Below are 26,224 nucleotides of genomic sequence, written 5' to 3'. Positions count from 1 at the left end.
AAGCTCGCCATCCGGCGAGCTTTTGTTTTAAGTCATCATATTTATTTGAACAATCTTTGTATTTGATGGGTTTTCATATCAATGATTTTCTCAAATTGATATCCATATAAGCAGAAGTTGCCATCAAGCGAACAGCTTAATGGTTCATTTTCCATGTCCTTCATCAATTCTTCTTGTGTGCCTTTTTCCCAATTAAATTTAGTTAAGGTAAACCTTCCCTCATATTGGTCCGCATCTTTTGATTCATTAGGAATAAACGTTATGAATTCCTTGTTTTTTTCAATGAAATCATAGGATGGAATCACCCAATCTGAAAAGCTTTTCAATAGTGGCACGGAAAAAGAGTGGATCGGCTTGTTTGTCTGATCATAAAATGCATATGTACCCCGATCTTGTTTTTCTGTCTCCACTTGAATCGTCATCAGCGCTTGTTTCATTTTTTTAAAGTGAATGACATCGAGCATAAGGCTGTCAGCCCCCTCCTCATTCAGCGCTTTTTTTTCTAGGGGAGCCGTCAAAGCAGGTTCTTCCCTGTCCCAATCAAGAAACATCAATTCATTTTCACTTGCCCATTGAGCAAAGGGCTGTGGAAAATCCAATGTATCCATTGTTTGTTCATCTGGGTTCAACATATAACTATTGTACGTCCAATCTTCATAAAAGCTCGATAAAAACAACTGGCCATCTTTATATGAATTCCACTCATAAGCTAATTCATAGGCTGGTATTGCCACTGAATACAGTGGATTTCCCGTTTTATCGAGGATTGTGATTGATGCTTTACCCGAAGAGGTGAAGGACGATAACAAAATATGCGTACCGGACGGACTGATCGATACTTCAGAAAACGCAAAAGCCGGCTGATAGAATACGGTAGTATCATTCGTTTCCAAATTCCATGCCATCAACTGGGATAATTCATTACCATCCCTCTTCACAGAATACAAAATGGTTTTAGCATCCAGCCATCCAAAAATGGCTTCGATTTTTTCCGTTTCTGCAGTCGGAACCTTTAAATTGCTTACTGAAGTTTCCAGGTTAGATTGGGAGTGTTCTTTTTCCATATCATTTACGGGTTTACTAAGGTCCTTGGAAGGCTCACAAGCCGAGATAAGAAGGATAGTGGAGATAAATAACGTTACGAAACACAACATCTTACAAATGGAAAGCCGCATACAAAGTGCCGCTTTGGATACTTTAATCTCCACACACCTCCCACTTCATAACTAAAACGCCTGGCATATGTGAGCGAGACATTAGAAAGAGAGTAAGGGATTGACCAATCGAATCCTTACTCTCTTTCATTATAAAGTAAAAAAGCGAAAATGTGGCGGATAATGATCTTATATTTTTTTGGAAGTGTATTCCTCAGGTGGGATGCCTTACATATATAGACCTGCCATCAAAATCTTCACAGAATCTTCATATATACCAGGCAAATGGGATAGCGGAAGCGGATTGATGCCCTTTCCCAGTTCGATTGTGAATCCGCCGCGTTTGAATTCCTGAATGAACCAATCTTTATACCCAGCATGGCTGTCAACGTATTGTACGGCCCGATATCCGCTGCGCTCCTCAAACTCCCTCGCAACATTCGCTGCCTGTTCGGGTTCATGTCCCTCATATCCCCAATAGAATTCTTTTCCCTGGGTGTGAAGGGCAAGCACTCTTTCAAAATTCCGTCTTATTGCCAGCTCCTTCATGGCCAACGCTTCTGGTTCTGATAACGCGGTCTCTCCTGGAAAATCTCTCGGGGCAGGGGCTTTTGGAATCTTTCTACGCTTTTCAATCTCCCAATTGGCAGGATATTGATTATTCAGGTCTACTCCGCGGATATTAGCTTTCCAAGCATAAAAGGCAGGATTACCATTATTCATTTTTAAAACATCAACCTTCCCCTCTGCCGCCCCCTCCCCCTTTAGGACAAGCTCGACTCCATCCGGATTCACCATTGGAACCAACGAAATGGTCATATCCCGATAGAAGGGCATACAATCCATTCCGCATAGTGTGCGATCATTCGTTACTGCCAGCAGGAAATCATTCAGCCATTTCATCAAAACCGCCGAAGTGATCCACTCATTAGCATGGAATGAACCGTTATAATGTATGATCCTTTCACCTTGACCGATTCTTACCTCAAGGAGTTCTTTTCCCAACACACTCCTCCCGATCGATTCAACCTTAATAAAGGGATAATGAAAAGATAGAATATCAAGATCGTCAAGAAGTGATTGATATTCATAGGGCTTGTCGGTGACAATCATGGGATTCAACACCCGGATGGGTACGGAAAAAGGCTTTTGTCCATCTTGATTCAACAATAATATCCCGTCGATGGGCAAGTGATATTGTAAAGCGATTTCGGCAAAATCGATACCTAACCTGGACTCTTCCTGAACGATGTATCCAGGTATCTGTACTTCCTTGCCTTTAGGCAAAACCCCGCCAGTAATGGCGGGATTGGCATCCTCAATCAATACCCGAGGAATTTGGAACAATTGACTGTAATATGCCAAATCATCCCCGCTTCTGCTCACAACTTTCATTCTGCTCCGCCCCTTTCATTGTTTTATCTTTATGAAGCGAAAGACAGAAAGATGTTCAGGAAGTCTCATGTGTTTCATAATTTTAATGGTACTGATTCTCCTTAAATAAACAAAGAAACCTGGATTGCGCCAGGTTTCTTTTCAACGTTAATCATAAAATCGGAGCAAATCCCCGTAAATGATTTTGTCCGAGTAATCAAGCTCCTGCTTTGCCTTCTCCAAATATTTCTCACATGAATCCTTTTCAGTCGCCACTCCGGCCTTTTTATCATAGCAGGTATCCATCGTATAGAGATAATCCTTCGTGATGAAACTGCTATCGCGAAGAACGGTGAATTCTAATTTCTCTTCAGAGAATAGATTTTTGCCGAATTCGATATAATCATCACTTTCTATCCCCAATAAATGAAGGAGAGTCGGCCTTACATCAATTTGGCCGGAAACGGTGGAAATCGTTTTTCCCTTTTGCCCGGGGACATGTATGATGAGCGGGACACGCTGAAGTTGGATGGATTCAAAAGGCGTGATTTCCTTCCCAAGGAACTGGCTCATGGCAGAGTTGTGATTTTCCGAAATTCCATAATGGTCTCCGTATAGTACAATAATGGAATCCTCGTATAATCCATCTCGTTTCAAGTCGCCGATAAATCGTTCCAAGGCCTCATCCGTATAACGCACGGTCGGAAAATACTGATTCAATGTTTTGGAATTCGAATCGTATGGTTCCAATGTACGGTCTTCTTCATTCAAAGTGAATGGAAAATGATTGGTTAACGTTATGAACTTGGCATAAAAAGGCTCAGGCATCCTCTTCAAGTGAGAGATTGATTGCATGAAGAACGATTTATCATTCAAACCCCAATTGATGGAATTCCCTTCTGAAATTTTGTATTCTTCACTATCATAAAACCGTTGGTAGCCTAGAGACTCGTACATTATGTCACGATTCCAAAAGCTCTTATTATTGGCATGCAGGGAAGCCGTATAATAACCTTTTCCGCTTAAGATTTCGGGTGTGGCATTGTATTCATTTTGGGCATGAGTGAAAAATACTGCACCTCTACCTAAAGGATAAAGGGAATTATCAATAATGAATTCTGAATCTGATGTTTTCCCCTGGCCAGTTTGGTGATAAAAGTTATTGAAGTAATAGCTCTCTTTAATGAATTGGTTCAGAAAAGGAGTGATTTCTTCACCGTTGACAGTTTTATTGATGACAAAGCTTTGGGTGGATTCCAATGATACAAGAATCACATTTTTGCCTTTTGCCAGATCAAAAAGGTCATCATTAACCTCTTTTTGATTGGCACGGACATAATTTTCAATTTCCGACAATTCGCTGCCATCCGCAAGGGCACGTTGAGCTGATGATTTCGTCTGTAATATTGCATCATAGAGGTGATAATGGTACGTACCGATATTCTTAACGAGGATTTCACGGTCAAACGTTCTTGTCAGGAGTTCAGGGCGCGCCGCTTCCGCCAAGGCTAAGTTAAAAAATGTCACTCCTAAAGCCATTAACAAAAAGAATTTACGGTCCTGGGGATTGTATCGACATTCATGGAATGTTTTCGGTTTGTATTTCAGCAGAAGCATCAAGAACAGAATATCGGCAAAATACAAAAAGTCACTCGGAATGATCAATTCATGTACACTGCCTCCAAGGTCGTTCATATTGCTCGTTTGAAATAGAACGGGCATGGTTAAAAAGTCATTGAAAAAGCGGAAAAAAACAAGGTTGGCAAAGAGGACGAAGGTGATGAAAAAATCCATGATCAATAAATATGCCATCCTTCTATTTTCTTTTAAAAATATATTGGCGCCAAGAGTAAGTAAAAGGAAACTGACAGGATTGATGAATAGTATGAACTCTTGGATCCAATTATCAATATCTATCTCAAAACTAGTTTTATAAGCAATATATGTTTTAAGCCAAAGTGAAATAAATACGACCCAAAACAATGAATGTCCCTGTTTTTTGAAGACCCTTTTCAATCCTGGTCCCTCCTCATCGAAGAAGCGCTGGAGCTATGATCCAGAGCGCCTCAATCATGGGTCATGGTTCCCACACCTATACAAAGGCAGGAACGATTGCCCCACCCTTCAAAGCGGGAAACTTCATTGACGATTCCACTTTTCCCTTATAACCCTGTTTGCCACAGGGGAGCAAGGGTTCACGTATTCAGTTGACTTTTAATAAGCCAGGCTGCACCAATTACCCCTGCATCATTGCCTAGTGTGGCCAGGCTGATTTTCGATGATTTCCTAACCCGTTTGAATGCATACTTTTCGAAGGCAGAACGGACAGGATCAAGCAAAATGTCTCCCGCTTGTGAAACGCCCCCACCAATGACTATTTTATCTGGATTCATGACATTCCCAACATGTGATAGGGCCAGCCCCAAGTAATTGCCTACCTTATCTACGACGGCTTTGGATAAAGAATCACCTGCTGCAGCGCATTGGAATAACAGTTTGGAAGTAACCGCATTTCCCTCTTCGACTTTCTGCTGAAGCATTGACTTTTCATCGGCGGCATTCAGGGCTTCTAAAGCCATACGGACGATTCCCGTTGCCGAAGCAACCGTTTCCAGACAACCAGTCTTTCCGCAATTGCACGGTGCCCCTCCGTCCGTTACGACCGTTATATGCCCTACTTCTCCAGCAGCCCCACTGGTACCATGCACGATTTGGCCATTATGGATGATCCCGCCGCCTACACCCGTTCCTAGAGTTACACAAACGAGGTCTTTGGCACCATTACCGGCACCTTTCCACATTTCTCCCAAAGCTGCCATATTGGCATCATTATCGATAACTGCTGGAAGAGATGTCTCCACTTCCAATAAATCTTTTAACGGATAGTCCTTCCATCCTAGATTGACGGCTTCATATATGGAACCGTTAACAAATTTCACAGGTCCGGGAGCACCCATACCTATCCCCACTATCTTACTCTTCGGTTCATTAAGTTCCACAAGCTTCGCGTCAATTGCTTTTGCTATGTTAATCGTAATGAATTTTCCCTTTTCGGAGATGTCCGTGCTTATTTCCCATTTATGAATAATCTCTCCGTATAAATTGATCAGAGCCAGTTTGGTAGTTGTACCGCCTAAATCCACACCCATCAGCCACTTTTCCATCATTTCTCACCTTTTTTATCAATTTTTTTTCTGCTTTTCCCTTTCAAGCGACAATTGCTGCCTAATTAAAAGGATCGCCATTTGATAATCTTTCGTATCCATCATCTGCATACGGTGGATTTCCCTTATTTCGGCTTCCATCAGTTCAAGCTCGGCTAAGCGATCACCAATATAGATAAATGTACCGAACCTTTTCAAGTATTGTTGAAGATCATAATATGTTTTCATAGTAAACCTCTTTACTCTTTTCTATAAGAAAGTATATCGAATCAGCTTCTTTGTAACAAGCGCCCTTTACCTCTTTTGATAATTTCCCCCATCTCCCTCATACATGTCCAACTGTATTCATATGATGAAATATCAAGAATGTGGACTCTTTCGATTTGATTTGACAGCTTAATGTTTTTAAACCATTCATCACGCGTGAAAACGGAGGGGAAAAATGAAAGTACAATTGAAGTATACCGGCCTGTTGATCTTAACCACCATTTTTGTCATCCTTTATTTATCAAATCATAAACAGACAGAGGAAACCATCATTTTTTTTCCCATCGATTCCTCGCTCCATTTTGAATATGCTTCCACCTACCTGACTCCGAAGGCTACTGGGGGGGATTCCACCTATTCCATCACTTGGAGGGTAGATTCTTCGTTGGACCGGCCAGCTTACTTACGTCAGGACGTATCGCTTTTATACAAAAATGGAAAGTTGGCAGGGTCTTTAAAAAATTGGCGCCAAAATAAACAAGAACTCTCTCAAAAAGCGAAATCTAAAGAATCCGAGAGTGGGCGCTATGAAGCGGTAACGTTCCATTATGCCGAGGTTCATCCGAGTGACACAATTTTCACCAGTGCCCAGCAGCTTAGTAAAGATAAACTTTATACAGTAACGACACCGGCTTTTCAATTTTTCCACCGTCCCCTTTCAGAAGAACAGATTCAATGGAAAAAAACGCTGGACGGTTTGACAGATCAAACGGTTCGAAATGGTTTGGAGAAAGCCGGTCAAGCATTTCAGGTTAATCTGGATCAGTACAAAATCATTTCTTTAACAGATCTGCCTTCAAAGAAAAATCAATGGCTTGCTGACTTTCCCCAATTCAAACGGGAAGAAATTGTGGGAAAACTGTGGGAAGGACTTTACAAAAACTATGTGTTGGGAATAAAAAAGGAGGATGGATCCACTGTGAGTCCACAAGGTAGTACCATCCCCCTATTGCTTATGGCGAAGAATCAAAGTGAAATACTAGTCTTGTTTACCCTAAAAGACGGTACGCCAATCATGCTGCGTCAAAAGTTATAGTTGCTTTTCAATTTCTGCCAGCAGTTTAGTGTAAGACTTGTTATCCGGAGCAAGCTCAATAGCCTTATCAGCTTGCTCCTTAGCTTGATCGAATGAATCGAGATTCATGTAAACTAAGGCAAGATTGTAATGGGCTTCATGCAAATCCGGATTACTTTCAATCGCTTTTTCATAATAATCCCTAGCTTTGTCAATGTCCTCTTTATCAAAAGCTAAATTCCCTAGCATAAAAAGCGATAGCGGTGCATCAGGATTTGCATCTACATAATTGAATAACATCTCTTCCGCTTTATCCTCTTCATCATCATCAATATACTTTTGGGCCACCAAGGCCATGGTATTATCATCTATGGCTGCACTTTCCTGATGATTAAAACCAAATTGAAACAGGGCATAGGCCAGTATAGCGGTCCCTAACAGAAAAGCCATCTGCCGAAAGATATTCTTGGATTTTGGCAGATGGACCACTCCTGCAGCCAAGAATCCTCCGATCAAACCTCCGATATGCCCTGCATTGTCAATTCCCGAAACGGAGAAACCGTATATTAAGTTAATGATGATCAACACGATCACCGATGAACCCATCGAGCGCATGAATAATTTCGGATAGACGATGCCAAAGTAGAGAAGTGCCCCAAAACAGCCAAAAATGGCTCCGCTCGCTCCTGCGGAAAGATTCGGGGTCATGATGAAACTTCCTAGAGTTCCAGCGAAACCAGCGAAAATATAGATGAAAAGGAACCTGGCATTACCGTAAATCCTTTCAACTTCAGCACCGATCAAATACAATGAAAATGTATTCATCAGTAAATGAATGAACCCAATATGGACGATCATCGGTGTAAAGAACCGCCACCATTCCCCTTGTATGATATAGGGGGAAAATTTAGCGCCAAACTCAATCAAGGTTTTGGAATTGGTGCTGCCCCCATTAAACTCCATCAAGATGAACACAGCTATTTGTAACGCCATGAATATATATGTAAAGAATGGCTTATTGGCATTTTGAAAAACCTTCTGCTCAGCCTTAGCCTTTTTGACTGACTCCGAGATGGCGTCCTTCTTTACTGCGAGAACCTTTTCCCCATCTATTTCATTTTCTTCAAGAATTTGAATTGAAAGTGGTTTTTTCAAAATATATTCAAAGTTTTGCAACGAATCATGAAAGTTTTCACAAGTTAGAAGAAACGTGTTAACATTCGTTTTATTTAAGGTGGCCACCCGTGAACTGAAGTCATGATCATCCACCGGGGCGAATTCACTAACATAGATACTTAATATGTTTATGGGCTTTTTGTATAATTTCCTTCTGATTCTTTCCCCATTCTGCAATGTTCGGTCGATATCCCGTTTCAGCCAATTAGCCCAATCCAAATCATGTCGAATGAGCCGTATGACAGGAAACTCCTTATTCTTATCGCTCTCAAGCCAAATCTCCTGATGATTTTCCGTGACAGTGATCATTCGATAATCATAATGGGCAGACAGCTCCCTTATGGTTTCCCAAAACAAATAATCCTCTTTAAATCCCAATGCCTTCCCCACTTTCCAATGAAACTTAAGCTTCTAAAATACCTGTTTCTTTAATTAAAACTATAGACGAAATCATGTGAAAAGTAAAAAGGAGACTGTTTAAAATCCATCTCCCCTATCCTTACAAATAAAAAAGGAACCCCTGATCAGGTTCCTCTTTAAGACGCAGGCATCCTCATTTGGTCTGAGTGAACATGCTTTGCATCATTTTATCCCTGAACATTGGCATATCCAAGGATTTAGTCACTAGAAATTTTCTCAGTATACCGTTGGACAGCGCAACATTTATCAGGCGGTACCGATTTTGGTAACCTGCATAAACAACTAAACCAACCAAGAAGATTTGAATAATTAATCGAAGCATAACAATCCCTCCTATCAATAGTTTGATACAGGACAGGATTTTTATGAGCTAAAAGTGATAAATAATTAACTTCTTCTTAATGGGCGTACGTGCGTATAACCCTGGATGGGGTAATGAGTTTGCCGACCGCTATATCATGTACCTCTATCGGGAGTTCATCCATTAATTGAAGCTCGTATGTAAGGGCCAGTGTATCTCCTCGGTAATAGGATAGAAAACGGTCATAATAGCCCCCTCCAAAGCCTAGGCGATAGCCATCCTTGGTAAAAGCAAGACCTGGTACGATCAATGCATCCAATTCCTCTTTGCGAGCCTTGGCTGTTTCAGCCACTGGTTCTAGCAATCCGTAATAAACAGACTCCAGCTGATTGAAGGACGAAATTTTTTTGAATTCCATTGTCTTTTTTTCAGGATCACATTTTGGAACAGCCACTTCTTTTCCTTCACTCCATGCTTGTTCGATGATTCTTACTGTTGGGACTTCAGGCGGGATGGAGATGGTAATGCCAATTGTTTCAGCTTTCTTCCATTCCTCCAGGGAAAATAAGTTTTCAGCGATCCTGTTCGATAGTTCATCATGTTCCTTTTTAGACAGCTCCATTAAACGGGCCCTAACTTCTTGGCGGAGCTTATTCTTGTTTTCTCTCATCTTTTCCGACTCCTTTATTCTACTTCTATCATTATCTCATAATATTTGCTCATTTACGAAAATACGGTGTCGGAAATTGCCGAATCATTCGTGTTATTCTGAAAATACCCACTAAAGGAAAGGGAGAAAGATGGATTAAAAAAATGCAAAAAAAAACAACAGGAAAAATCCTGTTGCTTACTTTGTTTCACGGTGAGTCGTGCTGCGTTTTTCTCTTGAGCAGTATTTTTTAAGCTCAAGACGGTCTGGATTGTTACGTTTATTTTTTTTAGAAATATAGTTACGGTCTCCACATTCAGTGCAAGCTAATGTAATATTCACGCGCATTGTGTATTTCCCTCCAAACATATTGACTTTTTCACATAGGACTTTTCTATAATAGCATTATTCATTGCGAATTGCTAGTATGTTTTTTGGGAAATCCAACATTAACTTTTGTGAATTCTTAATTGTTTACGTTTTGCATTGTCAGAAGGAGCTGATTATTTATAACTTTCGCTTCTTCTTTCGTTTCAGCATGAATGGCCCAAGCCACTGCTTCCACACATTCTTTCGGTAAAATTTCCGTCTCTAACGTAAACACGCTGGTCACTTCCCCTTTGGCGAGCGGTGAATAAGCAAGGAGCCCTTCTTTCAATGATTTGAAGCATCCCTCCTGATATAGGCTTCCCTTACCCTGGATGCAATATTGAGCGATGCTTTTTCCTTTCACCAATCCACCCAATAAGGCAATCGATTGGGGGGCTACATGTAAAATCGCCCGTTCATTCGGGCTGTAAAAAGCGACCGCCTGCCTTTCGAAAGCGTTTTCATAGTGAAAAAACACCTTGGGACGCTTAGTCTCGAATGAGGTATTCCTGATCGTGAACTTCGAAAAGGTCACCTGCCCTTGGGTATATGTTTGTGAAAGTGTCCGGATCTCTCCATTAGGATGACTCATCATATCTTCCTCAGGATACCAATCAAAACTCTCATCCATCCATAACCCAGCTTTTAATCCTTTACGAAATATATCCTGATTATCCTGCGGCATATACGCGAATAGCGAATTCATCATAATCATCCCTTCCCCTTCTATATCTTTATATAACTTATCATTAGGCGCTGACAGTGAAACTACCCACTTTAGGATCTGCACACCATTTTCTTATAGGCTCATAAATTTTTAACTATTCAAAATATTTCGTTTTTTCGATTTATTCTATCTTTATGTTAGCATTGAATTGGCTGATGGACAATAAACACATTTTGTCGAATTTTATGTATGTTATCTCTCAAAGGTTTTTCTTCCCATTTTAATGCCTAATTTTTTTTATTCAACGACGGCCATAACGCTTTTCGACAATATTTGAAAAAAACGGACAATAAATGAAATATACGTCCCGCTTCCGAAAATATAAAAATATGAAAATCTCCAATTTATTTAAAATATGTGTAAAATATAAATATATTGTCGAAAATGATCTTCTGAGGTGAAACCATGGAAACACTTATCATCCTTCTTTTTTCATTAGCGATCGTCCTTCTCATCCTCTCCTTTTTTGGTAAAGATAAAGTTGCCAAATTGGAAGAAGATTTAGAACAGATGACACTAACCTATATGCAGGATATCTACCAATTAAAGAAAAAGGTGAAGATTCTTGAAGAGGAATTCGTTATCCCGGACGGCCCTGTTCCCCCTGTTAAGAATAAACCAACTGTCAATTCCACTGATATCGAACCCATTCATGAAATTCTAAAAAGTCAGGTTCTATCTTTATATAGTCAAGGTCTTTCTTTGGACCAGATCGCTAGACAATCCTCGTTATCGAAGGAACAAACCGTTTCAGTGATCGAGCAGCAAAGATTGCGGGGTGAATGAGAATGAACAAAGCAAGACTTCAAGGTCTTTCCGCCGGTATCATTTTTACAACAACAATCTTTGCTGGCTTTTATTATGGCACCGGATTATTCAAAGGCACCGCTCCTACTGCGGAGGAAGCTAAAGAATTGCTCGTGAAGCAGGGATTCGTCGTTACACTGCCCATGGAGGAAACTAAACAGACCATCCAACCAAAGAATGCGGAGAAAGATTTAATGGAGAAAGAGACTTCAAAAAAAGATTCCTCCATTGTCTCCTATACAATTAAAGTGAATACGAACATGACCACAACGGAAATTGCCGATCGACTTTCGAAGGAAAAAATCATCGATGATGCTGCTGAATTTGAAGTTTATATGAATGACCATGATTTCTCTAAAAAAATACAAATCGGCGAGTTTGTTGTTACGAATAATATGACATATAGACAATTGGCCAATACTTTGACCCATTAATGAATAAGAGAGACTTTCAAATGGACTACGTCCGTGAAAAAGCCTCTCTTTTTTCAATTAGGATGGGTTCATTCATTCCTACTGATATATCTCCCTCTTACCAGGAAGTAAATATTCTCTGCGATATTCGTTGTATGGTCCGCTGTCCTTTCCAAATATCGAGCAATTAAGGAAAGCTGTGTAACCTGCTGAAGGTTTTTTTCATCTGAAAGGCGAAGGAGGCTCCGAATCATATCTCCATAAAAGCGATCAACCTCATCATCCATTTCAATGATTTCTCTTGAAAGAACAACATCTTCCTTCTCAAATGCTTCTATTGAAAGTTGAATCATCTTTAATGTAACATCATGCATCTGCTTTAATGGCGTTAATGGAAGGATAAATGGCTGGTCACCGATACGGATGGCCGATTTAGCGATATTCACACCAAAGTCCGCCATCCTTTCAATATCCGAGGCGATTTTTATTGCAGCAATGATACGCCTTAAATCAATCGCAACCGGCTGCTGCTTAGCAATCAGTAAAATCGCAAAGTCATTAATTTCCTCTTCCAGTAAATCAGCTATTGTATCATCATCAATAACTTCAAGAGCAGCATCTACATCATTGTTTTCCAGTGCAGCATATGATTTTGATATGGCACCTGAAGCTAAATTAGCTAACTTCACGATTTTCTCCTGCAGCTCTTTCAATTGAAGCTCGAAATTTTCACGAACGATCATTATTGCATCTCCTTTTCTCTTTAACCGAAGCGTCCGGTAATGTAATCTTCTGTTCTTTTATCATTCGGATTAGAGAAGATGGTGTTTGTATCAGAATATTCGATGACTTCCCCATTTAAGAAGAAGGCTGTTCTATCAGAGATACGTGCTGCCTGCTGCATATTATGGGTAACGATGATGATACTGAAGTCCTTTTTCAGTTCTTGGACCAATTCTTCTATTTTCAAAGTGGATATCGGATCAAGGGCAGAAGTTGGTTCATCCATTAAAATGACATCCGGTTCGATCGCCAAACATCTGGCAATGCATAGGCGCTGTTGCTGTCCTCCTGAAAGTCCATATGCATTTTCATGCAGACGGTCTTTCACTTCATCCCAAATGGCTGCCCCTTTTAAACTCTTTTCAACTATCTCATCAAGGATTTTCTTATTTTTAATTCCATGGATCCTTGGTCCGTATACAACATTTTCATAAATTGATTTAGGAAAAGGATTAGGCTTTTGGAAGACCATTCCCACCTGTGTCCTTAAATCTTCCACCTTATAGGACTGATCGAGGATATTCCTGTTCCTATATTTGATCTGGCCTGTCGTTTTAACATCCGGGACTAGTTCTATCATTCGGTTCAATGTCTTGATGTAGGTGGATTTCCCACATCCTGAAGGCCCTATGATGGCGGTCACTTCATTTTGATGCATATCCAGGTTAATATTTTTCAAAGCATGGTTTTCTCCATACCATAAATTGAGATTGGATGTTTCATACACCTTTTCCATCAAGGCTGCTGATCCGACATGATCAATCCCGATTGCCGGCGACTCTTTTTCTCTCGTTAAGGTCATATTCATGCTTCCTTCCTCCTGTCAGTATCTTTTCTGGAATTTATTTCGAATGATAACCGCTATTGAATTCATGAATATTAACAGGATGAGTAAAACGATGATTCCCGCGGCAGCCACCTGCTGGAATTCCTCCTGCGGACGAGATGTCCAATTGTAGATTTGCATTGGCAGCACGGTAAATGTATCCATGACCGTTTGAGGTAAAAAGGCGATGAACATTGGTATTCCAACAACCACCAATGGCGCCGTTTCACCGATTGCCCGTGACAAAGCAAGTATGCCCCCCGTTAAAATTCCAGGTATCGCAGCAGGTAGGACCACTTTCAAAATCGTTTGCCACTTTGTAGCACCCATTCCAAATGAAGCTTCCCTTAAATCACGAGGTACGGCACGTATAGCCTCTTGGGCAGCTACTATGATGACTGGGAGAACCAGTAGGCTCATGGTCAATCCAGCTGCCAATATGGACCGGTCCAAAGCTAGGGCACGAACGAAGACCGTTAAGCCCAGCAGTCCAAATACTATGGACGGGACACCTGCCAAATTGGAAATATTCACTTTGATAAAAGTGGTGAACCAATTCTTTCTCGCATATTCCTCTAAATAAATGGCCGTTCCAACACCAAGCAGCAGGGAAACTGGAGCCACCACTACCATCAACCATATTGAACCGATCAGCGCTGCCTTTATACCAGCCTCTTCAGGTTTCCTGGAGGCGAAATTCTGAAGGAAATCCCCATTCAGACTACCAATTCCTTGAGTGAATATCCGATAGAATAAGATGGCCAAAACGATGAGGCCAACCAATGTTGCCAAGAAGAATAATCCTTTACAAATCGTGTTAACAGCCAGCCTAACGGGCATTTTTTTTGCAACATGACTTTTGTTTATCAGTTTCATGTCTTAATATTCCTCCCTAAACCTGCGAGAGATGAACTGCGCCAGTAAATTCATGATAAGCGTAAAGACGAACAGTGTCATTCCAACTGCATATATGCTGTAGTAAATCGTTGTCCCGTACCCTGCATCCCCCGAACTGACCTGAACAATATAAGCGGTCATCGTTTGAATCGATGATGTCACATCCATGCTCATATTTGGGGTCGAGCCACCGGCTACACTCACAATCATGGTTTCCCCGATCGCTCTGGATAAAGCAAGTACGATGGATGCCACAATTCCTGAAATGGCTGCTGGCAATACCACTTTAATTGTCGTTTCGAGTTTCGTTGCTCCTAAAGCATACGCACCTTCGCGAATCGACTTCGGTACTGATATAAGGGCATCTTCCGACAAAGAGGCTATCATCGGCATGATCATGATACCTACAACGATCCCAGGACTTAAGGCATTGAACATGTCAAGGAAAGGAAATAAATCCCGCAAAACCGGTGTGACAAAAGTTAAGGCAAAGAAGCCGTAAACGATAGTAGGTATCCCAGCTAAAACTTCTAAAATCGGCTTGATGAGTCTCCGTGTTTTCTCAGATGCATATTCACTCAAGAAAATGGCTGTTGCAAGCCCGACTGGAACTGCAACCACCGCTGCTATGACTGTTATCTTCAACGTTCCAACGATAAGGGGCATAATCCCATAGGAAGGTGCAGATGCAAATGGCAGCCATTTAGCTTCTGTAAAAAACTCGACGATAGATACTCTGTCAAAAAAGATGAATGTTTCAAATATAAGCGTCAGGATGATCCCGATTGTAGTGAAAACGGAAATTGCCGCCGTAAGGAACAAAAGCTTGGGTATGACTTTTTCCATATTCATTTTTTTCTTACTTTTCTTTTCCAGGATCATTTGCTGTACAGAATAGGTCTCTGTTTTTCTAAGTTCCAACTTGCATCCTCCATTTCAGACACACAATATTTGGATTTACAAGCTGTTACCCCCGCCTTAATCAAGCCAAGGCGGGATTTCAGTAGCCTGTAATATCGTTTATTTTTCCAGTTCTTTCAATTTATCAAGATCTTTCTGATACTCTTCTTCCGGCAGGCTGATATAACCCACTTCTTCAGCAAGCTCTCCTGCATTTTCGATGACGAATTGAGTATAATCTGCAACTTGTTCTTTTTCAGCTACCGACTTATTAGCTACATATGTGTAAAGGGGACGTGACAATGGTGCATACTCCCCAGTTTTAATCGATTCATGCGTGGGCTCTACAGCACCTTTGCCGTTGTCGATGGAAATGATTTTTAACTTATCTTTATTTTCAGCATAGTAGGCATAACCGAAGAATCCAATCGCATTTTTATCACCTTCTACACCTTGTACAAGAATGTTATCATCCTCTGAAAGTGTGGCATTTTCCACCATCGGTTTTTCTTCAAGGATCACTTCATTGAAATAGTCATATGTTCCTGAATCTGTTCCCGGAGAGTAGAATTTAATTTCTTCGTTCGGCCATTCAGGACGTATATCAGACCATTTCTTCGCCTTTCCATTATCAACCCACAGGTTTTGAAGCTCTTCGACTGTTAGTGAATCGATGAATTCATTATCTTTATTGGCGACGATTGAAATCCCGTCAAATGCCAGTTTCAATTCTGTATATTTAACTCCCTTTTCATCAAGTAAGGCACTTTCCTCATCTTTGACCGGGCGGGATGCATTGGCTAGGTCCGTATCACCAGCGATGAATTTCTTGAATCCCCCACCTGTTCCTGACGATCCCACTGAAACCTTCACATCAGGCTGTGTACCCATATATTCTTCGGCAACTGCCTCCATGATCGGAAAGACCGTTGAAGAACCATCCGTGATAACTTCCCCCTGCAGTTGGCCAGATCCTTTTCCTTCACTGCTGCTTGTCTTAGTGTCATCAGATCCACAACCCGCCGCCACTGCAATTACTCCGCCCATCATTACAGTCATTGCCATACCTTTGAAAAGTCTCATTTGTAAATCCCCCTAAGAATATTATATGAATATTTTGTCCTACTCTCACATCATACTTTCAGACTGTAAATTCCGTTTAAAGCATTTGTAAATGTTCAGTAAATAATTGTGTGCTAATTGTAAAGATGCAAGAACTGTACTGATCCCGTTCTAAAAAATGCAAAAAAACACGTTTTTGGTATTCCCAAAAACGTGTTTTAACCTTTTATTCATTTTCCTGGCTTTTCCTAACTTCAGCCTGGTCCTCTTGAACGTCTTTACCATTCTCCACTTTCAAATCAGTCGAAGTTTCAGTAGTTTCCTTCTTAGCCCGTTCTTTTTTCAGTTCGAAATAAGTATCCATAATTTCTTCACCGATCTCTTTACTCATGTTATGGCCCGCATGTCCTTGGTAAGCCCACGGCACAACGACCGCAAAAGCGACCTCTGGATTTTTAGCAGGGGCATAGCCAACAAGCGTGATGTTCATCGTTTCTTGGGGCTCGCTATAATCCATCCGGTTCGGGCCATCATAGAATGCTTCCGCCGTCCCGGTTTTAGCTGCCACTGTATACGATTTTTTCCCAAAATAGGTATAAGCCGTTCCGCCTTGTTCCATCGCAACTTTATCGAAACCGCTCTGAACACGTTCAATCCATTCTTCCTTCATATCAAGACGATTAAGGACAGTCGGTGAAACTTCTTCGGCCACAGGTCCCAATTCCTCATTGTTATCAACCGGATCGCGAATTTCCTTAACCATATGCGGCTTCATGCGGTTACCGCCATTTGCAATGGCTGAAACATATTGCGCGAGCTGCATCGGTGTGTACGTATCATACTGTCCGATAGCAAGGTCAAGCAGCTTACCTGGAGATGTTTCGGAACCTTTGAATCCGCTCATTTCATTAGGAAGATCTATCCCCGTGCGGACACCCAAGCCAAACTGGGCAAATGAATTCCGCATGGTCGAAAAGGCGCTTGAACTAATATTCAAAGGTTCATTCGGCACGTAATGCGCACCTGCAATATTAATTGCCGTTCTGAACATATAAACGTTCGATGATACTTTTAATGCGGTCAAATCATTAATGTTCCCGAAGTTACTATATGAACCTTTAGCCGGTGTACCCTTGATTTTCAACTTCGTATCATAAAAGTACGTACCCGGCTGGATCGCACCTTGCTGATAACCGGTTAAAACGGTAGCACCTTTAACCGCAGAACCCATCGTATAGGAAGTCGTGATATTTCCTAATGCAAAGTCCTCAATGGAGGATTTCCCCGTTTTTGGGTCCTTCTCATATTTCTTGCCAGCCATCGTTAATACTTCCCCGGTATCGGGATCCATCATGACGACAAAGGCCCTATCCAAGAATTTGGTGTTTCCCATTTTTTTCTTGGCAACCAATTGCTTTTCAATGATTTCCTCAGTTGCAAGCTGTAAATCCATATCAACTGTCAAGATAAGATCTTTTCCTCGCGAACCTTCAGTAATCACTTCGGAATCGACGACATTTCCTGATTTATCGGTCACATTCCTTACTTTCGCTTTCTGCCCTTGGAGGATATCTTCATATTGCGCCTCAATATAACTCTTACCTACACGGTCATTCCGGCTGTAATCACGTGCAAGGTAGTAGTTCAGGCTTTCACTAGGCAACCCTTCTTCAGATGAGGAAACTTTACCTAATACAGATTTAAGTGTTTTATTATATGTATAAAAACGATCCCAATCTGTAGATATATCGACACCTGGGAGAGAATCAAGGTTTTCACTCACCTTGGCGAATTCTTCTTTTGTTACTTTCTTGTTTTTCACAATTTGCGGGGTAAGGGCATATCCGCTTGCAAACTCCCGATAGATGGCAAGGACTTCTAATTCCTTTTCAGTAAGCTCCATCTCTTTCTCAGTAATTCGATCAAGCTGAAGCTTATACAAATCACTTTCTTTCATCTCGCCCTCTTCCACTTTTTTCCGCTCTTTATCCGTAATCTTCTTCTCGGCCAACTTTGGATTATTTAAAATCCAAAAATCCTTTTTATCACGCTCAGTCACTTTATCTGTGTCCTTTTCGATCAACTTCGCGAGTTTCTCAGCCGTTTCCACCATTTCCGTTTGTTTCGTACCTTGCTTTCGTGTATATGTAATTGCATCCAGTGGTTGGTTATCGACCATCAGTTTCAAATTACGGTCATACATTTTCCCACGGGGCACCGAATTATTCACGGTCACTTCCTCTGTTCTTTCAATCTCACGCCGGTAATCATCACCATAAACAATCTGTACAACACCCAAGCGTAAAATTAAAGCGGAAAACAAAACAAACACTAAAAAGAAAAGAATATTCAATCTGAAAGGCACATGCGTCTTTTTCTTTTTCTTTTTATTCACACTAAGCCACACATCCTTTTTACATAATCATAATAGTCCTATCCTATTCTATAGAACATTTATATTTTTTTCTACCTTAGTGTTCTAGAAATATTAAACATCTAACGAACTTTACATAAAAAGTGACTTACGGCTCATAAATCGTAAAACCATAAGTCATGTAGATTGAAAAGAGGCCACTAAGGCCTCTTTTCAATCTTGGTCAATGATATCGATTTTCCGTACAAACCAATATATCACGGTATGACCTGCACCGACGATCAACAGATAAATCGGCAATAATTGCTTTAGGTCGAAAAACATGACGGAAAGTATGAATCCTGATATCGATACAATCCTTCCAATATGAACGAACAATTCCCTGACAACGATATATTCAATCCTCATTTCCGCTGCTTTCCAAGCGCGCCCTATAATGTCATAAGTCAATGATATATAAGGGACCAAAAGAATAGGATAAGCGGTAGCGACAATTGCCCCATAAATCAGAAGCTTCCCGAATGTGATATCAAATGCAATCAATAAGACCCCTGCATACAACAGGATTCCTCCAATAAGAATCGCTTTTTTCCGCATCGGTTGTTTTATATATCGTGAAGCCAAAAAATACGCAACGAATGATATGGCCGAATTTAACAAACCATAGCTCCCTAAGGCAAGTTCACTACCCGTCTGAATGAAAACGGTAATTGAAATGATGAACATGAATGTGCCCTCTCGTAATCCTTGAAAAAAATGAGCACGAGTGATCAAGAGCCAATTCCGATTGTTTTTCCTTTCCTGCAATATCCGAAGGAAACAGTACCTGCCATGCGCCGGACGTCTTTTTAACGAAAAGCTAAGAAACACCGCAACGGAAAACAATAGCAAGGACAATCCGAATACAATGGAATATCCCGTGAATTTTTCAAGCCTCGAAATGATGAACCCTGAAAGAATCGGACCGACCATTCCCCCAAGTGATGATAAAATCCCTAAAAAACCATTGAAGAAATCCCTTGTTTCCGGTTCAGTTATCTCAAAAGTCAATACATTATAGGCAAGCCAATAAAACCCGTAACCGATTCCTAACAGTCCTCCAAGCAGCCAAAGGAAATCCGTTGCCCGTGTGCCGACCAATAGGACTGATAAATAAAATAGGGCCAAAAAGATAACACCCAGACGCAAAACAAAGATTCGATCAACCTTTTTCGCCAGCCTGCCAGCAAAGACAAAAGTAAGCGGTTGAAAAAGCACCACGGTTAGATTATATACGGCAATATCAACAATTTGACCGGATTGTTTCCACAAGTACACATTAACGAATGTATTGGATAAAGCAATACTTAGGCTGTACAGCCCGCCAATGAACAATAGGAGGTGCAAATCCTTCTTCCCTCCCGCTTCACCCAACCATCTCTCTAAAATACCCATTGTTTTAACTCTCCTTTAAATTCCACTCTAGTGTTTGAAAAAACAAAAGAATTTATGTGAAAAAAGGTAAAGAAAACTATTCGACTGGCGAGACAGAATGGCGAAGACAGAGAAGTAGTTGCCCTTACACTGGTTTCCTTTATGCCCTTCTTTTTATATAAAGAACAGTGTAAAGAAAACTATTCGACTGGCGAAGACAGAATGGCGAAGACAGAGAAGTAGTTGCCCTTATACTGGTTTCCTTTATGCCCTTCTTTTTATATAAAGAACAGTATAAAGAAAACTATTCGACTGGCGAAGACAGAATGGCGAAGACAGAGAAGTAGTTGCCCTTATACTGGTTTCCTTTATGCCCTTCTTTTTATATAAAGAACAGTGTAAAGAAAACTCTTCGACTGGCGAGACAGAATGGCGAAGACAGAGAAGTAGTTGCCCTTACACTGGTTTCCTTAAAAGCCATTTATAAAGAACAAAAAAAGGACGGGGTCCCCTGATAAGGGAATTCCCGTCCTTTCATTATTACAAATTATTTTGCAGCGCTGTAACGTTTTGCAACTTCATCCCAGTTTACAACATTCCAGAAAGAATTGATGTATTCAGGACGGCGGTTTTGGTAGTTTAGGTAGTAAGCATGTTCCCAAACGTCCAATCCAAGAAGCGGTGTTTTGCCTTCTGATAATGGATTGTCTTGGTTCGGTGTACTTGTTACTTCCAACTCGCCATTGTTGACTGCAAGCCAAGCCCAGCCAGATCCAAAACGAGTAGTAGCCGCTTTAGCGAACTCTTCTTTAAAGCTGTCAAAGCTTCCGAATTTTGAAGTGATAGCATCCGCTAATTCACCAGTTGGTTGTCCGCCGCCGTTAGGTGAAAGGATTTCCCAGAATAAAGTGTGGTTAGCATGTCCGCCACCATTGTTGCGTACAGCTGTACGAACAGCTTCAGGTACTGCGTCAAGGTTAGCGACGATTTCTTCAACGCTTTTGCTTAGAAGTTCTTGGTTGCCTTCTAGCGCATTGTTTAGATTTGTCACATATGTGTTGTGATGTTTAGTGTGGTGAATGTTCATTGTTTCTTTGTCGATGTGTGGTTCTAATGCATCATATGCATACGGTAATTGTGGAAGTTCAAAAGCCATAATAAAATTCCTCCCTATGTAAGCTGTTTTTTTGAGGGCTTCAGTTCTCGAAAGATACCTAAAGCTCGCTAGCAATAGAGTATCAAATTTTTGTAACCGTTTCAAACCTTATGCCTCAATTTTTCATTTTTCGTTTATATTTCCTATGAGAATACCACGAATATAAAATATCCAATCATCAGAAGTTGAATGATGCCTTTTGTGATTACGCTGCTTATAAAGCCTACTACGGAACCCAGGCCAATTTTGGAAGCGGTGACCGGGTCTTTTTTATGTACTAGGATCTCCGCCAGGAATGCCCCGATGAATGGACCGATTAGAATTCCGACGAACGGAATCACGAATGGACCGACCAGAAGCCCAATCGTACTGCCCCAAACTCCAGCTTTCGTGCCGCCATATTTTTTGACCCCGACCATGTTTGCAATATAATCAGCTGCGAATAATAGGATGACGAATAAAATTTGGACCGTCCAGAAAAACCAACCAAATGGTTCAAATGAATAAAATAGTCCATATAACAATATTCCGCCGAAAATGAATAAAACACTTGGGATGATCGGAAAAATCAGACCGACAAAGCCCATTATGAACATGAGGATAATTATTATCCAAAATAGTGTATCCATAACTAAAACGCCCCTTTCTCATTTCATTTATAATTGGCTTTATCTCTCCATAATTGCCTCTTTACTGATGGTTGAAACCAATGAAGCGGAATACAGGTTGTTTTATTTTTCCCATATAGTTAAAATTGGTTAGGAATCTTATATAGTTAGGTGCTGAAAACATTGAACATATTCAAACAACTGTGGGTAAGCTTATATTCTCCTAAAGATATCGCTTCCTTTCAAAATCAAGGTATCGGGAAGACGATTTTATTCGTATTCTTTATAAGTCTCATCGCCTTTCTCCCTTCAGCTTTTTACTTCGGTACAATGATAGTTGACGGGATAGATGCCATGCACGAAACAGTATCTGAGGACTTACCGGCATTTGAAATCAAAAATGGCACGTTGACGTCTGAAAAGGATGAGCCATTTAGCCTGAATAAAAACGGATATCAAATTTTTGTAGATGGTACGGGGACCTTGACCCCGGATGAAGTAGCTGCAAAAGCTGATGAGGCTGTCGCGCTTTTAAAATCTGATCTGGTTTTCGTATCCGGAGGCAACGTACAATCCTCTCCATATTCCGTTCTGGAGGGAGATAATCAGGAAATATCAGGTTGGCTTGATTCAGTTGAATCTGTGCTGCCGATCATCCTTCCATTGCTTCTACTTATATTATACCTTTTCACCGCTAGCGGAATCTTCATTAAAGTGACGATCCTTGCCGCTTTCGGCCTTCTTTTCAAAAATGCCCTTGGCCGTTCCCTTTCCTATAGGCATCTTTGGAGAATTGCCGCTTACAGCATTACGCTTGCCACCATATTCTTCACCATCATGGATGCCTTTCAAGCTATTGTACCATTCGCTTCAATCATTAGCTGGTTTGTGACATTGATGATGTTATACTTGTCCATTAAAGAAACATCAGCCGATAGAATCGGAAATTGACCTAAAGGCAAAAAGATCCGGACCCACCTGGTCCGGATCCTTTTGCTTGTTTTAAATTCGGGTGATCCATTCTTATTCCCTCATATGACTAAAGTCATCATTTTTTATATCTACTTAATTCGACAAAATACTCACCGATTTATTCCTATAATTATAGTTGAAATAGTATTTAAGAGGTGATTGACGTGAAGGAGAATAATATTGATGAACAGTGGTTGTTACTCATAATGGAGGCAAGAGAGATTGGCCTGACTCCAAAAGAAATTCGCTCCTTTCTTAGCATCCAATCAAATGGTGAAATAGAAAATTTGAATGGCCACTCTCATTCCATTTGAAAAACCGCCCATTTTTAGGCATATTTTTTACCCCCTCCAAGTATAGATGAATTAAAGACAAGCTTGGGAGGATGGAAAATTGAAACGGCTACTGCTTTTTATCTCATTCTGTTTCACTTTATTTATTATTTATTTTGATCTGACTACGGGTACCCTGCCGGCTTCCCATCCACCGGCCTCTACAAGTGAACCAGCCGTGCCGGCCAGCCAGCCTGCATCCGCACCTTCTGCCGCTTATAAAGAAATCACCATGAAACCCGGGGATACCTTACTTTCAATCGTCGAAACGGGAAAAGGTGGATCCAATCAGCCGATCGAAACGATCATCTCTGACTTTCAAAGTTTGAATGAAGGATTGAAGCCAGAAAATATGCAGATTGGCAAAACATATAAGATTCCCGTTTATAAATGACTGTCAAATGGGAGTTCTGCGCCTTCACAAGAACCATTAAGGGGGACTTCCAAGCCTTGAATATATCTAAAAATAGGAAATGATTCATTTCAAAAAAAGAATATGCGTCCTATTTCCTTGTCAAGCGGTATGTACATTGATACAATATTTCAGAGAAACAAATTAAAAATCAAAACTGATTTTTTCCTAAAGGAGAGAATTCCACTTGAGTGAAATCATACATCGCACCAAGACGCGGCCAATTAAAGTCGGAAACTTAACGATTGGCGGCAATAATGAAGTTATAGTACAAAGCATGACAACTACAAAAACACATGATGTTGAAGCAACAGTAGCAGAAATTCTTCGTCTTGAAGAAGCGGGATGTCAAATCGTGCGTGTCGCCTGTCCCGATGAAAGAGCAGCTGACGCAATCTCTGAGATAAAAAAACGGATAAACATCCCTCTTGTAGTCGATATTCATTTCGATTATAAACTTGCTTTGAAGGCAATTGAAGGCGGAGCGGATAAGATCAGGATAAATCCTGGTAATATCGGACGCCGTGAAAAGGTTGAAGCAGTCGTGAAAGCTGCTAAGGCTAAAGGAATTCCAATCCGCATCGGGGTCAATGCTGGTTCTCTCGAGAAGAAAATCATCGAGAAATATGGCTTCCCGACTGCCGATGGAATGGTGGAAAGTGCTTTACACCATATCAGGATCCTGGAAGATCTCGATTTTCATGACATTATCGTTTCCATGAAGGCTTCCGATGTGAATTTAGCCATCGAAGCATATGAAAAAGCTTCAAAAGCATTCGATTACCCTTTACATCTTGGGATAACGGAATCAGGTACACTGTTCTCCGGGACCGTAAAAAGCGCTGCCGGACTAGGGGCCATCCTAAGTCAGGGTATCGGAAGCACGATGCGCGTTTCCTTAAGTGCCGATCCTGTCGAAGAAGTGAAGGTGGCAAGGGAACTTCTAAAAGTATTTGGCCTTGCTTCTAACATGGCCACTTTAATTTCCTGCCCTACTTGCGGCCGAATCGAAATTGATTTGATTTCCATCGCCAATGAGGTTGAAGAGTACATCCAGACGGTTAAAGCACCAATCAAGGTATCTGTTCTTGGTTGCGCGGTAAACGGCCCTGGAGAAGCCCGTGAGGCTGATATCGGCATAGCTGGTGCCCGTGGTGAGGGTTTACTGTTTAGAAAAGGGCAAATCGTACGTAAAGTGCCTGAAGAAACGATGGTCGAGGAACTGAAAAAGGAAATTGACAAAATCGCTGAAGAGTACTATGAAAAACAAAGAGCGGAAGCTGCTGCTGCTGCTTCATTAAATAAATAAAACAAAAAATCCCGAATTTTCATTATCGGGATTTTTTTGTTTTATTGAAAAACCCTTTGATGCATAAATAACATCAAAGGGTTTAATGATGCTTAAAAGAACGGCAGGATGAATATGCCAACGATGATGGAGACTGCACCAATGCCGATGGCCCAAGTACCCAAGTTCGATCCCCTGCTTCTGGCCACTATTCCTACAATGATACCCGCGATCCCTAAAATGAAAGGCATCATGAATAAAGATAAAATGGAGATGATCAAAGCTATGACACCAATCGCTTTCCCTCTTGATGCCACATCCCCAGAACCATCAGTCTCTGCAGGCTCATCCTTATAAGACCTGATTCGCTGAGGAGGTGTTGAAATTTCGGCAGACGTTTCTTCCTGATACCGGTTATCCATATTGGTTATGGTCCCACGACTTTCAAATCGTCTGTCATCTTCAGGTGTATCTTCATTATAATACCGCTCATGAAGCTGATCATCCACAACGGTTGGTTCACTGCCCTCTTTCGCCAAGTGCATTTCATCGTCAATACTGGAGTATTGATCTTTTTCCATTCGTGCATCCCTCACTTTCGTTTGTGAAGCATTTATAGTGTATGTAAAAATTGCAGGAACCAACGTGAAAATGGTTTCATGTCTTGGAAATAAATGCGGGTTTTTTCCAAAGCTATGATGGGATATGTTACACTATTAAAAGTATTGAAATGAGGAGAGATTCATCATGAAAAAACGTTTTGGCATCGATATAGACGGGACTGTTACAAGACCTGATTCCATGGTCCCCTTTTTAAATAAAGCTTTTCAACTGAATTTAGCTTATGAAGATATTACCGAATATGACTTATTCCCCTTCGTGAATGTTCCAAAAGAGGATTTCACTAAATGGTTCATTGAGAGCGAGCCACTCATCTATTCCGAATCATTATTGGCTGAGGGTGCGAAAGATGTATTGGAATACTGGACAGAACAAGCTAACCTTTACTTCATCAGTGCCAGAAGCAACCGTTTATTGGATGTAACCAAGAATTGGTTCACGACGAATGAAGTCCTTTTTGATCATATAGAGCTTGTAGGTTCACACGATAAAGTGGCTGCAGCCAAAAAATTTGAAGTCGATCTCTTTTTAGAGGACAAGCACGATAATGCAGTGGCGATTTCAGAAGAGTGTAAAATACCCGTGATTTTATTTAATACCCCTTATAACCAAGATTCCGTGCCTGAAAGGGTGATTCGGGTCAACAATTGGCAAGAAGCCTCTGCCTGGGTGAATAATTGGATGTCAGGGAGATCGGTAACTTTAAAATGAGACAAGAAAAAACCATTGACTCGAGTCAATGGT

General features: G+C 40.9%; 28 protein-coding genes. 8 read left to right on the top strand and 20 right to left on the bottom strand.

The features are described from left to right. Positions 1 to 41: 41 nt before the first annotated feature. From IOC57_RS22935 to IOC57_RS22915, 5 genes are all read right to left on the bottom strand, one after another. Positions 42 to 1,208 (bottom strand): YqgU-like beta propeller domain-containing protein, encoded by a 1,167-nt coding sequence (locus IOC57_RS22935; protein ID WP_207440857.1) that lies wholly within the window; start codon positions 1,206 to 1,208, stop codon positions 42 to 44. A gap of 174 nt (positions 1,209 to 1,382) precedes the next feature. Beyond that, entirely contained in the window at positions 1,383 to 2,549 is a 1,167-nt protein-coding gene (locus IOC57_RS22930) for a M14 family metallopeptidase (RefSeq protein ID WP_207440856.1), read from the bottom strand. A 147-nt stretch (positions 2,550 to 2,696) separates the two neighbouring features. Further along, positions 2,697 to 4,544 carry an LTA synthase family protein gene (locus IOC57_RS22925; protein ID WP_286185126.1) on the bottom strand — a complete coding sequence of 616 codons (1,848 nt, stop codon included), beginning with the start codon at positions 4,542 to 4,544 and terminating at the stop codon, positions 2,697 to 2,699. 179 nt (positions 4,545 to 4,723) lie between these two features. After that, positions 4,724 to 5,695: an ROK family glucokinase gene (locus IOC57_RS22920; RefSeq protein WP_207440855.1), complete on the bottom strand. Its 972-nt coding sequence runs from the start codon at positions 5,693 to 5,695 to the stop codon at positions 4,724 to 4,726. A 15-nt stretch (positions 5,696 to 5,710) separates the two neighbouring features. Continuing rightward, positions 5,711 to 5,920, bottom strand: coding sequence for a YqgQ family protein (locus IOC57_RS22915; RefSeq protein ID WP_076365307.1), 210 nt, complete (start codon positions 5,918 to 5,920; stop codon positions 5,711 to 5,713). Between the two features lie 214 nt (positions 5,921 to 6,134). Here IOC57_RS22915 and IOC57_RS22910 point away from each other — a divergent pair, with 214 nt between their 5' ends. Further along, positions 6,135 to 6,995, top strand: a complete 861-nt coding sequence (locus tag IOC57_RS22910) for a hypothetical protein (protein ID WP_207440854.1) — start codon at positions 6,135 to 6,137, stop codon at positions 6,993 to 6,995. On the opposite strand, the gene IOC57_RS22905 is transcribed toward IOC57_RS22910, so the two are convergent. The 5 genes from IOC57_RS22905 to IOC57_RS22885 form a co-directional block, all read right to left on the bottom strand. Continuing rightward, complete coding sequence (locus tag IOC57_RS22905; RefSeq protein ID WP_207440853.1) at positions 6,990 to 8,528, bottom strand: rhomboid family intramembrane serine protease; 1,539 nt, start codon at positions 8,526 to 8,528, stop codon at positions 6,990 to 6,992. The two genes, IOC57_RS22910 and IOC57_RS22905, sit on opposite strands and share 6 nt — an antisense overlap. Positions 8,529 to 8,703: 175 nt before the next feature. Beyond that, positions 8,704 to 8,892, bottom strand: a complete 189-nt coding sequence (locus tag IOC57_RS22900) for a hypothetical protein (RefSeq protein ID WP_207440852.1) — start codon at positions 8,890 to 8,892, stop codon at positions 8,704 to 8,706. Positions 8,893 to 8,968: 76 nt separating this feature from the next. Next, positions 8,969 to 9,541, bottom strand: a complete 573-nt coding sequence (locus IOC57_RS22895; protein WP_207440851.1) for a 5-formyltetrahydrofolate cyclo-ligase — start codon at positions 9,539 to 9,541, stop codon at positions 8,969 to 8,971. Positions 9,542 to 9,718: 177 nt separating this feature from the next. Next, positions 9,719 to 9,868, bottom strand: coding sequence for a 50S ribosomal protein L33 (gene rpmG / locus IOC57_RS22890; RefSeq protein ID WP_028391797.1), 150 nt, complete (start codon positions 9,866 to 9,868; stop codon positions 9,719 to 9,721). A 118-nt stretch (positions 9,869 to 9,986) separates the two neighbouring features. After that, entirely contained in the window at positions 9,987 to 10,604 is a 618-nt protein-coding gene (locus IOC57_RS22885) for a hypothetical protein (RefSeq protein WP_207440850.1), read from the bottom strand. Between the two features lie 417 nt (positions 10,605 to 11,021). Between IOC57_RS22885 and IOC57_RS22880 the strand changes: the two genes are divergently transcribed. Together IOC57_RS22880 and IOC57_RS22875 are read left to right on the top strand one after the other, a co-directional pair. After that, on the top strand, positions 11,022 to 11,402 hold the full coding sequence (locus IOC57_RS22880) for a hypothetical protein (protein ID WP_207440849.1): 381 nt from the start codon (positions 11,022 to 11,024) through the stop codon (positions 11,400 to 11,402). A 2-nt stretch (positions 11,403 to 11,404) separates the two neighbouring features. Further along, positions 11,405 to 11,857: an endolytic transglycosylase MltG gene (locus IOC57_RS22875; protein WP_207440848.1), complete on the top strand. Its 453-nt coding sequence runs from the start codon at positions 11,405 to 11,407 to the stop codon at positions 11,855 to 11,857. Positions 11,858 to 11,925: 68 nt separating this feature from the next. On the opposite strand, the gene phoU is transcribed toward IOC57_RS22875, so the two are convergent. The 9 genes from phoU to IOC57_RS22830 all read right to left on the bottom strand — a co-directional run bounded on the left by phoU (position 11,926) and on the right by IOC57_RS22830 (position 21,876). Beyond that, positions 11,926 to 12,579: a phosphate signaling complex protein PhoU gene (gene phoU / locus IOC57_RS22870; protein ID WP_207440847.1), complete on the bottom strand. Its 654-nt coding sequence runs from the start codon at positions 12,577 to 12,579 to the stop codon at positions 11,926 to 11,928. A gap of 20 nt (positions 12,580 to 12,599) precedes the next feature. After that, positions 12,600 to 13,355, bottom strand: coding sequence for a phosphate ABC transporter ATP-binding protein PstB (gene pstB / locus IOC57_RS22865; RefSeq protein ID WP_286185129.1), 756 nt, complete (start codon positions 13,353 to 13,355; stop codon positions 12,600 to 12,602). Positions 13,356 to 13,442: 87 nt separating this feature from the next. Next, positions 13,443 to 14,321, bottom strand: a complete 879-nt coding sequence (gene pstA, locus IOC57_RS22860; RefSeq protein ID WP_207440845.1) for a phosphate ABC transporter permease PstA — start codon at positions 14,319 to 14,321, stop codon at positions 13,443 to 13,445. Positions 14,322 to 14,324: 3 nt separating this feature from the next. Then, on the bottom strand, positions 14,325 to 15,224 hold the full coding sequence (gene pstC, locus IOC57_RS22855; RefSeq protein ID WP_207440860.1) for a phosphate ABC transporter permease subunit PstC: 900 nt from the start codon (positions 15,222 to 15,224) through the stop codon (positions 14,325 to 14,327). A gap of 138 nt (positions 15,225 to 15,362) precedes the next feature. After that, positions 15,363 to 16,325 (bottom strand): PstS family phosphate ABC transporter substrate-binding protein, encoded by a 963-nt coding sequence (locus tag IOC57_RS22850; protein WP_207440844.1) that lies wholly within the window; start codon positions 16,323 to 16,325, stop codon positions 15,363 to 15,365. A 205-nt stretch (positions 16,326 to 16,530) separates the two neighbouring features. After that, positions 16,531 to 18,699, bottom strand: coding sequence for a peptidoglycan D,D-transpeptidase FtsI family protein (locus IOC57_RS22845; RefSeq protein ID WP_207440843.1), 2,169 nt, complete (start codon positions 18,697 to 18,699; stop codon positions 16,531 to 16,533). A gap of 192 nt (positions 18,700 to 18,891) precedes the next feature. Then, positions 18,892 to 20,112 carry an MFS transporter gene (locus IOC57_RS22840; protein ID WP_207440842.1) on the bottom strand — a complete coding sequence of 407 codons (1,221 nt, stop codon included), beginning with the start codon at positions 20,110 to 20,112 and terminating at the stop codon, positions 18,892 to 18,894. A 526-nt stretch (positions 20,113 to 20,638) separates the two neighbouring features. After that, positions 20,639 to 21,247 carry a superoxide dismutase SodA gene (gene sodA / locus IOC57_RS22835; protein WP_034308436.1) on the bottom strand — a complete coding sequence of 203 codons (609 nt, stop codon included), beginning with the start codon at positions 21,245 to 21,247 and terminating at the stop codon, positions 20,639 to 20,641. A 143-nt stretch (positions 21,248 to 21,390) separates the two neighbouring features. Next, positions 21,391 to 21,876, bottom strand: a complete 486-nt coding sequence (locus tag IOC57_RS22830; RefSeq protein ID WP_207440841.1) for a DUF456 domain-containing protein — start codon at positions 21,874 to 21,876, stop codon at positions 21,391 to 21,393. Positions 21,877 to 22,038: 162 nt separating this feature from the next. Between IOC57_RS22830 and IOC57_RS22825 the strand changes: the two genes are divergently transcribed. The 4 genes from IOC57_RS22825 to ispG all read left to right on the top strand — a co-directional run bounded on the left by IOC57_RS22825 (position 22,039) and on the right by ispG (position 24,880). Further along, on the top strand, positions 22,039 to 22,806 hold the full coding sequence (locus tag IOC57_RS22825) for a DUF1189 domain-containing protein (RefSeq protein WP_207440840.1): 768 nt from the start codon (positions 22,039 to 22,041) through the stop codon (positions 22,804 to 22,806). Positions 22,807 to 22,991: 185 nt separating this feature from the next. Continuing rightward, positions 22,992 to 23,141, top strand: a complete 150-nt coding sequence (locus tag IOC57_RS22820; protein WP_309487755.1) for an anti-repressor SinI family protein — start codon at positions 22,992 to 22,994, stop codon at positions 23,139 to 23,141. A 79-nt stretch (positions 23,142 to 23,220) separates the two neighbouring features. Further along, positions 23,221 to 23,553: a type IV pilus assembly protein FimV gene (locus IOC57_RS22815; RefSeq protein WP_207440839.1), complete on the top strand. Its 333-nt coding sequence runs from the start codon at positions 23,221 to 23,223 to the stop codon at positions 23,551 to 23,553. A 205-nt stretch (positions 23,554 to 23,758) separates the two neighbouring features. Next, positions 23,759 to 24,880, top strand: a complete 1,122-nt coding sequence (gene ispG / locus IOC57_RS22810; protein ID WP_207440838.1) for a flavodoxin-dependent (E)-4-hydroxy-3-methylbut-2-enyl-diphosphate synthase — start codon at positions 23,759 to 23,761, stop codon at positions 24,878 to 24,880. 92 nt (positions 24,881 to 24,972) lie between these two features. Here ispG and IOC57_RS22805 read toward each other — a convergent pair whose 3' ends face one another. After that, a complete protein-coding gene (locus IOC57_RS22805) occupies positions 24,973 to 25,440 on the bottom strand; it encodes a DUF308 domain-containing protein (protein WP_309487754.1) in 468 nt (155 codons plus the stop codon). Between the two features lie 166 nt (positions 25,441 to 25,606). Between IOC57_RS22805 and IOC57_RS22800 the strand changes: the two genes are divergently transcribed. Continuing rightward, positions 25,607 to 26,191, top strand: a complete 585-nt coding sequence (locus IOC57_RS22800) for a 5' nucleotidase, NT5C type (protein WP_207440837.1) — start codon at positions 25,607 to 25,609, stop codon at positions 26,189 to 26,191. Positions 26,192 to 26,224: the final 33 nt, after the last annotated feature.

Origin of the sequence: Bacillus sp. SD075 (assembly GCF_017355165.1) — a bacterium.
GTDB lineage: Bacteria > Bacillota > Bacilli > Bacillales > DSM-1321 > Peribacillus.
The sequence above is the reverse complement of the archived record's forward strand: the minus strand, read 5'-3'. Positions and strand labels throughout refer to the sequence as shown.